The sequence below is a fragment of the Parasphingorhabdus sp. genome (genome assembly GCF_049667325.1).
Taxonomy (GTDB): domain Bacteria; phylum Pseudomonadota; class Alphaproteobacteria; order Sphingomonadales; family Sphingomonadaceae; genus Parasphingorhabdus.
The window spans coordinates 1-10,186 of the sequence record NZ_JBATHY010000027.1 but is presented as its reverse complement, the minus strand read 5'-3'; the positions used below and the strand labels follow the sequence as shown (position 1 = coordinate 10,186).

Here is a 10,186-nt window from a genome sequence, read left to right as displayed (position 1 = left end):
GAACAGATCTGGGGCTGATCCGGACCAAGGCGGAACCCATGCCAGGCGGCAGCTATTCGATCACCGGCCAGAAGATTTTCATCTCTGCCGGCGAGCACGACATGGCCGAGAATATCATCCACCTAGTTCTGGCAAAGACTCCGGATGCACCGGATAGCTCCAAGGGCATATCGCTTTTCATCGTGCCCAAATTTCTGGTCAATGATGACGGATCGCTGGGAGAGCGCAATGGCGTGAGCTGTGGTTCGATAGAAGAAAAAATGGGTATTCACGGCAATTCAACCTGCGTGATGAACTATGATGGCGCGACCGGCTATATGGTTGGCGAAGAGAATAAAGGGCTGCGCGCCATGTTCATCATGATGAACGCTGCGCGTCTCGGCGTTGGCTTGCAGGGTCTGGCTCAAGGCGAGATCGCCTATCAAAATGCCGTGATCTATGCGGGCGACCGTCGTCAGGGCAGGGCGCTGACCGGAGCGCAGGATCCGGAAGAAAAGGCGGATACATTATTCGCACATCCGGACGTGCGCCGGATGCTGATGGACGGCAAAGCTTTTACCGAATCGATGCGCGCGCTGGTTCTCTGGGGAGCGTTGCAGGTCGATCTGGCGGACAAGGCCGAGACAGAAGAAGAGCGCGAATTGGCCAATGATCTGGTCAGTCTGTTAACGCCCGTGGTCAAGGGCTACGGCACGTATATGGGATACCAGATCGCGACGGAATCGCAGCAGGTATATGGCGGACACGGCTATATTCGGGAATGGGGCATGGAACAGTTTGTGCGCGATGCCCGGATTGCGATGATCTATGAAGGCACCAACGGTATCCAGGCGATGGATCTTGTAGGGCGCAAGCTTGGTTACAAGGGCGGCCGCGCGGTCCAGGCATTTTTCAAAGTGGTCGCCGACGAAATTGCAGAAGCCAAGGGCGATAACAAACTTTCCGGATTTGCTGAAGCGCTGGAAAAGGCCAATGGCGAACTCCAGAAGGCAACCATGTGGTTCATGCAGCACGGGATGACCAATCCGAACAATGCCGGCGCCGGCGCTTATCATTATATGCACATAATGGGGATAGTCTCGCTCGGACTGATGTGGATGCGGATGAGCAAAGCGGCCCAGGCGGCATTAGCCGCGGGTACCGACAACCCCAAATATTATGAAGCGAAGCTGGTGACAGCGCAATATTTCGCCGAACGTTTCCTGCCCGATGCAGGATCGCTCCGTCGCAAAATCGAAGGCGGCAGCGAGGCGATAATGGCACTGGAACCGGAAATGTTCGGGGTTGCCTGAACGGCTTGATCAAGCGGCTTCATTCCGCTCCGCTTGCTTATAGGCCTCTTCCCACTTGTCGAGATTTCGCCGGGCATCCTGCACAAAGGGTGACCGGCGAATACCCCACAAGGCCAGTTCATTGGCGAGCTGGCCGAGCAAGCGCATCGGACGCTTCACCTGAACCAGCAGGATGACCCGGCGCTGATCGGTGCGGTTGTGGACCTCGTGATAATAGCTGTCATCGAAGATCAGCCACTTACCTTTTTCCCAGAAGCGAGTAGTGTCTTCAACCTGAATCGCGCAATTTTCGGGCCTGTCGGGGATGATCAATCCCAAATGGCAGGTCACCAGACCACGGGTAACCCCCCGATGACGGGGAATCACAGCTCCGGGCTCGAGGATGGAGAAGAAGGCCGAATTGAGATCGGGAATCTGGCGCACCAGTTCAGCGGTCACCGGAGCCCGCGCGCAGTTTTCCGGGACCTCATAGCCATAGCCGACAAGGAAGAACGAACGCCAGTTGCCATCGCCTGCAATCCGCGCATGATCGGGCGAAATATTATTGAGTGGCGGCACGGCATCGCGGTGCCGCAAGATCGAAGCGGCTTCCTCCGCCATAATTTGCCAATTCTCGGAAAAGCGATCGAGCCATGGAAAGACACTGGCCTTAAGGATAGGTTCGTTCGGAATTTTTGATTGTGCCGCCGACAGTCTGTTCATTGTCCCGCGCAGGCGTTTGCCAACCTTGATTATCAATGGCCGATCATTCGTGTCAGCTACCGTCGCAGATGCTTCGTGAACCTCTTTCCTGGACATGGTGGGCAACCTTTCCGTTGAACTGTCCCGGACCCGTTTTTCGGATTATACCGAAGAATGTGACAATTTTTTGACGGACCGGTGCCGATAATCTGTCCGGGACAGCATCGATAATCGGGTAAGCCAAAATGTGTTTATTGGCCGATAGATTGCAGACAACAGCCGTTTGGCGTTTCTTTGAACCATATGGTCGAACGCCGCTGGACCCGCGGCCACAGTTCCGCCAGCACGTCGATGACAGGGGAATGATATGCATAAGGAGTATATGCAATGCATTCCAACCAACCCTCAAAGCGCCCGCGCCGGCTGACACCTTATCTGATTACCGTCGGATTGGGACTATCGGTCGCCGCCCATGCTGCAGAGCCCGAATTGTCCGATGACAAGAAATCTGAAATCCCGGCACCTACCATCGACACCGACGGTGATGGTCTAGTGGACGCATGGGATCGTCGCGGCGACGGTCAAGCGGATGCCTGGGATACTGACGGAGACGGCCAGCCCGATCTGCTCGACGACAATGGTGACGGAAAGCCGGACTAGATACCGAGCCTAATGGAACACCGGACCTAATATTGGTCCGGTGTTTTTTTGGTTTCAAATACTTCCTCAAACATGCTGAGCATGGCAGCCTTGCTTTGCCGGTCCGCCGATGCATTGTATTTGACCGCGTCCCTCGACCTTGAGCTGCTTGTAATATCGGTGAATCCGTGGAGCACGCCCGAATAAATATGCACGTGACAATCGGCTCCCGAAATATCCATTTCTTCCAGAAACGCGCGGAACTGTTTGGGTGGTACCAGTGGATCGGCTCGACCCTGGCATACCAGGATTCGCGCTTTTATGGTTCCACGCTTGGCCGGCAAAGGCGTCGCGAGCAGTCCGTGGAAGCTGACTACCACCGCGATATCTTCTCCACCGCGGGCCATTTCAAGCACGATTTCACCACCCATGCCGTACCCGATCGCGCCAATCTGATGGTTGCCCAGCTTTGACCGCTCGCGCAATTCGGAGAGTGCGCAGCGGAACCGTTCGCGATAATATTCAGCATCGGCACGCAATTCGTTCGCCAGCGCGCGCGCTTCGCGCATATCCTCGACGAAGCCCTGGCCATAAATATCGGAGACCATGGCACTATAGCCCAAAGAGGCGAGCCACCGGGCGCGATCAAACATCAGCTTGTTCGGTCCGGCCATGGTCGGGACGATCAAGATGGCCGCACGCGGATAGCGGCTCGGTTGAGCCATATATCCGGACAGTTCTATATCACCATGCCGATAGGTGAAATTATGGACCTCGATGGAGCTCATTCTTCGGGCAAAAACTCGGGGACGGACAGATATCGTTCGCCGGTGTCATAATTGAAGCCGAGGATTCTTGCCTTATTGCCTAACTCTGGCAGCTTTTGCGCAATCGCCGCCAGCGTCGCGCCGGATGAAATGCCTACCAGCATGCCTTCTTCTTTGGCTGCTCTCAGCGCCATCGCCTTGGCATCACTTGGGTCAACCTGGATCTCCCCGTCGATAGATTTTGTGTGGAGATTGCCCGGGATGAAGCCGGCGCCAATGCCCTGGATCGGGTGCGGGCCAGGCTGGCCACCGCTGATAACCGGCGAGGCAGATGGCTCGACCGCATAGACTTTCAAATGGCTCCAATGTTCTTTCAGCACCTCCGCGACGCCGGTGATATGGCCTCCGGTGCCGACACCGGTGATGATCGCATCGAGAGGGTCATCTTTGAAATCATTGAGAATTTCAATGGCGGTGGTGCGCTTGTGCACTTCAAAATTGGCCGGGTTTTCAAACTGATGCGGCATCCACGCGCCGGGATTCTGGTCGATCAGCTCTTGGGCCCGCTCGATTGCGCCCTTCATGCCTTTTTCTTTGGGGCTCAGATCGAAACTCGCGCCGTAGGCGAGCATCAGGCGGCGGCGTTCCAGTGACATCGACTCCGGCATCACCAGAATAAGTTTATAGCCTTTGACCGCAGCCACCATCGCCAGTCCGACGCCGGTATTGCCCGATGTCGGTTCGATGATCGTGCCGCCGGGCTGGAGCGCGCCGGATTTTTCGGCATCCTCGATCATCGAGAGGCCAATCCGGTCCTTGATCGATCCGCCCGGGTTGGAGCGTTCCGACTTGATCCAGACATTGGCATCGCCAAACAGCCGCTGCATCTTGATATGTGGAGTATTTCCGATTGTTTCGAGTATGTTATTTGCAATCATTATCCTGCACTCCTATCCGTTTTTTCGCTCTTTTCTGCCAGTTCCGTTTCCAGATCGTCCGGCGGATCAAATGTTTTGGCAGCACCCAGTTGAGGGAACAGGCGCGACCATAGTCCGGTTACCGCTATAGCACCGGCTCCGCCCGCGACAATGGCAGCAATTGGTCCCACCAATACGGCAAGGCCGCCGGAGAGCGCATCACCGAGTTCGTTCGAGGCGCTGATGGTCATCTGGCTGACCGCATTCACGCGGCCCCGCTTGGCATCCGGCGTGTGCAACTGGATCAGCGAACTGCGGACATAGACGCCGAACATGTCGGCGGCCCCACAAATTCCGAGGCAGGCCATCGACAGATATAGATTGGTGCTGAACCCGAAGCCGATTGTGCCCAGTCCGAACACGCCCATCGCCACCAGCATGCTGTTACCGACATTCTTGCTCAGCGGGGCAAAGGAGAAGATGAGCGCGACGATCACCGCGCCGACGGCTGGCGAGGCAGCGAGCAGCGAAAGACCGATTTCACCAGCGTGCAATATGTCTTTGGCGAATACCGGGATCATCGCCGTCGCGCCTGCGAGGAACATCACCAGCAGATCGAGCGTGATCGCGCCGAGCACCAGCTTGTTGGACCAGACATAGGTCATGCCGTCGCCGACCTGCTGGAAGGGGCTTTTGGTTTTGTCCGCTGCAGCACGCGGTACCGGGCCGATCAGGAAAATTGCCAGTGTCGCCAGCGCATAGAGTGCAGCGCAGACAAAATAGGGCAGGGCTGCATCGACCTTGTAAAGCGGACCGGCCATGCCCGGTCCGGCGATCACGCCAACCTGCCAGGCGATGGTCGAGAGCGCGATGGCGCGGGGAAGCGATGCTTTGGGGACCAGATTGGGCGCCAGCGAGGTAATCGCCGGTCCGAGGAACGCCCGGCAGATACCGAGCAAAACCGCAATGATATAGATCGTCCACAGCGTGATCCCGCCGGAAGCGGTCAACAGTCCCAAAGCCAGCGCAATCATTGCCTGCCCAGCGAGCACGATGCGCGCGATCCAGCGACGATCCATATGGTCGGCAACCCATCCAACCAGCGGGGTCAGGATGAATAGCGGCACAAATTGCAGCAACCCGAGCAGGCCCAATATGCCCGCAGATGCACTGATCCCCATATCCTCGCGGGCGAGATTATAGGCTTGCCAGCCGAGGATCAGCATCATCGCATAGAGCGCAAACATCGATGCCAGTCGCGAGAACCACAGATAGCGATAATTGGCTATGGTAAAGGGATGTGGTGCCGGGCTGATCACAGATTATCTGCTAGCGATTGAAGCAACTTGCCGCAATCAATTCGTTTCGGGAGCGCAAGAATTCCCGGAAGGCGGTTCGTCGAATAGGACTGGCCAAGGCAATGACGACTATGCCAGTCTGCACCGGCAAAATTAAAACACGAATTATTCCCCGGGGAGAGAAAAATGAAAATGCGAAATCTGATGCTGGCAGTATCGCTGGCCGCCTTGACCGTGACCGGATGCAAGAAGATCGGGGATGAACCGGTTGCTGCAATGGAAATTGACAAAAGCGGTGCCTGGGGCAGCTATCTCTCCAGTTTTCTGGACGGCTATTTCCCCGTCAATCCGACATTCGCGGTCTATCAGGGCAAACATGAATTTGACGGCCAGCTTCCCGACTGGAGCGAAGCGGGTCTAAAGAAAATGGTCGACGTCCGCAAACAGGCGATCGCGGATGCGCGGGCGATTGATGCCGGCGATCTCAGCGAAACGGAACAATTTGAGCGGGATTATCTGGTCAATGTCATGGAAGGCGAGCTTTTCTGGCTGGAAACTGCTGACTTTCCGCACAAAAACCCCGCTTATTATGTCGGAGCGCTGGACCCCAATGTCTATATTGCCCGGCCCTATGCCGACGCCACAACGCGGATGAAGGCGTTTATCAAATATGCGAACAACGTTCCGGCGGCCGCCGCGCAGATCAAGGAAAATCTGAAATTGCCGCTACCGGAAAGCTTTCTAAAATATGGTCAGGCAGGCTTTGGCGGTTTTGCCGATTATTTTACCGGCGACGCGAAAGCGGCCTTTGCCGAGGTGAAGGATACCGAACTTCAACGCCAGTTTGATGTTGCGGCAGCGGCGGCAGCAGCGGCGATGAAGGATCTTGCCGGTCACATCGGATCGGTTCCGGCAACCAAGGATGGCTATGCTCTGGGCGCCGAGAAATTTGCCGCGATGGTGATCAAAACCGAGGGCGTCAATATCTCGCTCGACGAGCTGGAAGCGATTGGCCGGGCGGATCTCAGGCGCAATCAGGCGGCTCTGGCCAAAGCGTGCGGAGCCTTTGCGCCGGGCGCGAGCATCGTCGACTGTTTCGCAAAAATGGCGGCAAACAAACCGGAAAAGGGACCGGTGCAGGAAGCCCGCGATCAATTGCCGCCGTTGCGCGAATTTCTGATCGAGAAAGACCTCGTGAGCATTCCCGGTACCGAGGTGGCGCAAGTCGAGGAATCGCCGCCCTATAACCGCCAGAATAGTGCCTATATCGATATTCCCGGACCCTATGAAAAAGGCCTGCCCAGCGTCTATTATATCTCCCCGCCAGACCCGGCATGGGACGAGGCGACCCGCGCCGCCTATATTCCAGGTAAAATGGATCTGCTCGGGACAACAATTCACGAAGTATGGCCGGGTCATTTCCTCAACTTCCTGCACGCCAATCGCGCGGAATCGATATTCGGCAAGCTGTTCGTCGGATATGCCTTTGCCGAGGGCTGGGCGCATTATACCGAGGAGATGATGGTCGAAGCCGGTCTCCACGATGGCGATCCGGAAACCAAAATCGGTCAGCTGTCCAACGCGCTGCTCCGCAACTGCCGCTACCTTTCGGCGATCGGTCTGCACGCACGGGGGATGACGGTGGCGGAGAGTCTGGATATGTTCCGGAACGAATGCTTTCAGGATCTTGGCAATTCCACCCAGCAGGCGGCCCGTGGAACTTATGATCCCGCCTATCTCAACTATACGATGGGCAAGCTGATGATCCGCAAGCTTCGCGAAGACTGGACCGCAGCCAATTTCGCCGAACAGAAGACTCAGGAAAACGGTGCCACCGCAGGGTGGAAGGAATTTCACGACGAGTTTCTCGGCTATGGCGGCCCGCCGATTCCGATGGTGCGCAAGGCGATGATGAAGGAAGCCGAAGCAAAGGCGGTTTTCTAGCAGTAATAGCAAAAAGGGGTGCTGGCCGGCGCAGGTACATCATGCCGCCTGTTAACGCTGGATTTTAACACTCCCGCTGCTGTCGTACCGCAGCGGGACGACCCAAATATCTGTCATTCCCGGACACGGATCCATGGTAAATACTCCCTTAACAAATGGAGTATCAGCGATGGTCGAGAAAATTGCATACCGGGTGAGCGCATCGGTTCTGCTGATGGCTGCGCTGGCGATTATCGCGCTGCTGGCGATGGGGTTGACCCGCGCGGCCGCCGATCCCGTTAGACCTATTGAACCACTAATCGAGACCGCGGTTTCCGAGCAACCGGGCGATGATCCGCTTGCGGAGGAAGACCCAGTTCTTGCACCGATCGCCACCGATGTTGCCGCAATGGCTCCCAATCCGTCGCTCAGCGACAAATTTGTCGTCAAACGCATCCTCCAGATCGACGAGCCATTTGTACATGGCTATTATAAGTGGGATGATGACGGTGTACCGGCTGGCGAGCTTGTGGTTACCGTCGATCTCAAGGCCGAGAGCATCTCTGTCTTTCGTGCCGGTTACGAAATTGGCGCTGCGGTGATCACCTTTGGTGATTCCCTGAAGCCGACTCCGACCGGCGTTTTTCCAATTACCCAGAAGAGCAAGGACCATGTCTCCAACATCTATGGCTCGCCGATGCCCTATATGTTGCGCCTGACCAACGACGGGGTTGCGATCCATGCCTCCGACGTCAAATGGGGTTGGGGGACACGCGGTTGTATCGGCGTGCCGCTGGAATTTGCCCGGCTATTGTTCGAACAGGTCAAGCTTGGCGATCGGGTGATCGTGACCGATGGCAAGATGATGGGCGTCGGCGACACTATATTGTGACATCCGGATTGTGACATTCGGCGCGGTCGGCCATCGCGCGGAGACTGCTATATCTCTACCGGTTTCTGATATTCGTTTATCGCCTCGAATATCGTCGTCAACGCGCGGCGCTCTTCCCCGGATATTTCCGGTCGCCAGATTTCAAACAGCAAGATAACCCGTCGCTGGTCACTGCGGTTCCAGGCCTCATGTTCGAAACTATCGTCGAAAATCAGTGCCTTTCCCGCCTGCCACGGCCGGGTTTCCCCGCCGACGCGCAAGGCGCAATCGGGCGGCAACACAAGCGGAATATGACAGATCAGCCGGGTGTTGAGCATGCCATGATGTGGCGCGATATGGGTTCCCGGTTCAAGCACCGAATAGAGCGCCATCGGCGAGCGCTCGTGGATGACCGGGACCGGTGCAGATTCCAGTGCGGCCATGGTCTTTGGGCAGTGAACCGAATTTTCGGTTATTTCGACGCCGTCTTTCCAGAAATAATAGGCCCCCCAATTGGGGTCGTCCAGCAACGGGTTATTCGGACGCGGACGATTGGGATGCCCCTGGACATAGGGTGTGAATTCACTCGTTCGGGCGATCACGGCCTGCAATTCTTCCTGCATATCGGGAATCGCGGCCTCCATATCGGCCAGCCACGGAAATTCAGATCGTTCGTAAAACTCCCTCTGGGGCATCCCCGGATAATAGAATAAAGAGGGCTTTTGATGGAATATTTCCCTGCGCCCCATCAGGAGATCGATGGCTTGGCGCACCGGAACCGGTGTATCACCGCTGGCCAGTCCGGTGTCGTTCAGTTTGCGCAGCAAAAATGCTTCAAATCGCCCGTGCGCCCCGGCCAGAAACGCTTCCGCCTGTTTCAGCCCGGCTCGCAAATCGTCGGTCACAGAGGCACCAACACTGACCATGTTCAGCGCAGCCTTGTAATAGCTGTTCGCCGCCCGATCATCATCTGCCCGTGCCTTCACGTCTCCCATCAGCAGAAGAGCAGCGAGATGGCGCTTGTCGATCACCAGCAGTTTCTGCAACGCCGTTTCGGCAGTTTCGTCATCTCCGCCTCGCAAAGCGACGCGCGCTTCACCGAGCAAGGTTCCAGTGGTGTCAGGGTGCAAATTCATGGTCGGTTTATAGCGGTGTTGGTTTGGGAGACAAGCGCGTCAATCGACGGATTGCCCGATACTGATTGGGATAAATTGTCACCTTGCCGAATTTGACGTCAATCACGAAGAGCGCTTTGCAAGCCACGTTAGAATATTTGGCTGCAGTCTGAGCGTAATTGATTGCCGCTGATAAGCAGCAAGCCTTACAATCGCCTTGTTGCCTCCCTATATGCTCAGCAGGCCTTCGTGATTGCCAGATTGCAATCCTGACTGGCATTGTCTCTTCACGATCAGAAATGACTCTGGTCGGCTTTCCTGAGGCAGGACATCATTCGCAGCAATATTGTTTGAGTTTGTTCGCCGACAGTCGATCCGATCCGTCGCCTCCGCAAGGTGAACCCGCCGGCTGCCGTCTGAAAATCACCCCGGAAGGAAGAATCATGGCCAAATCACAGAAAAAATCAAACCGCGAAGTCCGCAAGCCCAAGGCCGAGAAGAAAAAGACCAATGCGTCCAACCCTTCGACCAAGTCTGGCGTTGTACCGGGCCTCGACAATATCAAAAGCAATCGCGGAACATAGCGCGAAAAAAGGACTCAAACGATGCGCGTAAAAGCCGCTACATGCCGTGAACAAGAGGCGCGACAGCTCGATCTCGCCGCCAATGATCCGTTGGAAAGC

10 protein-coding genes are annotated in these 10,186 nt (G+C 56.2%); 5 read left to right on the top strand and 5 right to left on the bottom strand.

What is annotated here, in order from left to right; genetic code table 11:
- Window positions 1-1,292, top strand: a 1,292-nt coding sequence (locus WBM93_RS01220; protein WP_424427344.1) for an acyl-CoA dehydrogenase, incomplete at its 5' end; no start/stop codon positions are given.
- Window positions 1,293-1,301: 9 nt separating this feature from the next.
- On the opposite strand, the gene WBM93_RS01215 is transcribed toward WBM93_RS01220, so the two are convergent.
- Complete coding sequence (locus WBM93_RS01215) at window positions 1,302-2,090, bottom strand: aspartyl/asparaginyl beta-hydroxylase domain-containing protein (protein ID WP_424427342.1); 789 nt, start codon at window positions 2,088-2,090, stop codon at window positions 1,302-1,304.
- Between the two features lie 270 nt (window positions 2,091-2,360).
- Here WBM93_RS01215 and WBM93_RS01210 point away from each other — a divergent pair, with 270 nt between their 5' ends.
- Window positions 2,361-2,633: a hypothetical protein gene (locus WBM93_RS01210; RefSeq protein ID WP_424427340.1), complete on the top strand. Its 273-nt coding sequence runs from the start codon at window positions 2,361-2,363 to the stop codon at window positions 2,631-2,633.
- Window positions 2,634-2,659: 26 nt separating this feature from the next.
- Here the strand turns inward: WBM93_RS01210 and WBM93_RS01205 are convergent, their stop codons facing one another.
- From WBM93_RS01205 to WBM93_RS01195, 3 genes are read right to left on the bottom strand one after another with little or no spacing between them, the layout of a single operon-like run.
- Window positions 2,660-3,400 (bottom strand): dienelactone hydrolase family protein, encoded by a 741-nt coding sequence (locus tag WBM93_RS01205; protein ID WP_424427338.1) that lies wholly within the window; start codon window positions 3,398-3,400, stop codon window positions 2,660-2,662.
- Entirely contained in the window at window positions 3,397-4,317 is a 921-nt protein-coding gene (cysK, locus tag WBM93_RS01200; RefSeq protein ID WP_424427336.1) for a cysteine synthase A, read from the bottom strand. The genes WBM93_RS01205 and cysK overlap by 4 nt, the downstream gene beginning before the upstream one ends.
- Complete coding sequence (locus WBM93_RS01195) at window positions 4,317-5,615, bottom strand: MFS transporter (RefSeq protein WP_424427334.1); 1,299 nt, start codon at window positions 5,613-5,615, stop codon at window positions 4,317-4,319. Before WBM93_RS01195 ends, cysK begins: the two co-directional genes overlap by 1 nt.
- A 171-nt stretch (window positions 5,616-5,786) precedes the next feature.
- Between WBM93_RS01195 and WBM93_RS01190 the strand changes: the two genes are divergently transcribed.
- Both WBM93_RS01190 and WBM93_RS01185 read left to right on the top strand, forming a co-directional pair.
- Window positions 5,787-7,538, top strand: coding sequence for a DUF885 domain-containing protein (locus WBM93_RS01190; protein ID WP_424427346.1), 1,752 nt, complete (start codon window positions 5,787-5,789; stop codon window positions 7,536-7,538).
- Window positions 7,539-7,707: 169 nt separating this feature from the next.
- A complete protein-coding gene (locus tag WBM93_RS01185; RefSeq protein WP_424427332.1) occupies window positions 7,708-8,409 on the top strand; it encodes a L,D-transpeptidase family protein in 702 nt (233 codons plus the stop codon).
- Between the two features lie 47 nt (window positions 8,410-8,456).
- Here the strand turns inward: WBM93_RS01185 and WBM93_RS01180 are convergent, their stop codons facing one another.
- Window positions 8,457-9,524 carry an aspartyl/asparaginyl beta-hydroxylase domain-containing protein gene (locus WBM93_RS01180; RefSeq protein ID WP_424427330.1) on the bottom strand — a complete coding sequence of 356 codons (1,068 nt, stop codon included), beginning with the start codon at window positions 9,522-9,524 and terminating at the stop codon, window positions 8,457-8,459.
- A 422-nt stretch (window positions 9,525-9,946) separates the two neighbouring features.
- Between WBM93_RS01180 and WBM93_RS01175 the strand changes: the two genes are divergently transcribed.
- Window positions 9,947-10,087, top strand: a complete 141-nt coding sequence (locus tag WBM93_RS01175) for a hypothetical protein (RefSeq protein WP_197460259.1) — start codon at window positions 9,947-9,949, stop codon at window positions 10,085-10,087.
- Window positions 10,088-10,186 lie beyond the last annotated feature (99 nt).

Excerpts from the sequence above, each read along its gene's own strand:
- WBM93_RS01215 (WP_424427342.1), bottom strand. The coding sequence starts at position 2,090 with ATGTCCAGGAAAGAGGTTCACGAAGCATCTGCGACGGTAGCTGACACG.
- WBM93_RS01210 (WP_424427340.1), top strand. The coding sequence starts at position 2,361 with ATGCATTCCAACCAACCCTCAAAGCGCCCGCGCCGGCTGACACCTTAT.
- WBM93_RS01205 (WP_424427338.1), bottom strand. The coding sequence starts at position 3,400 with ATGAGCTCCATCGAGGTCCATAATTTCACCTATCGGCATGGTGATATA.
- cysK (WP_424427336.1), bottom strand. The coding sequence starts at position 4,317 with ATGATTGCAAATAACATACTCGAAACAATCGGAAATACTCCACATATC.
- WBM93_RS01190 (WP_424427346.1), top strand. The coding sequence starts at position 5,787 with ATGCGAAATCTGATGCTGGCAGTATCGCTGGCCGCCTTGACCGTGACC.
- WBM93_RS01185 (WP_424427332.1), top strand. The coding sequence starts at position 7,708 with ATGGTCGAGAAAATTGCATACCGGGTGAGCGCATCGGTTCTGCTGATG.
- WBM93_RS01180 (WP_424427330.1), bottom strand. The coding sequence starts at position 9,524 with ATGAATTTGCACCCTGACACCACTGGAACCTTGCTCGGTGAAGCGCGC.
- WBM93_RS01175 (WP_197460259.1), top strand. The coding sequence starts at position 9,947 with ATGGCCAAATCACAGAAAAAATCAAACCGCGAAGTCCGCAAGCCCAAG.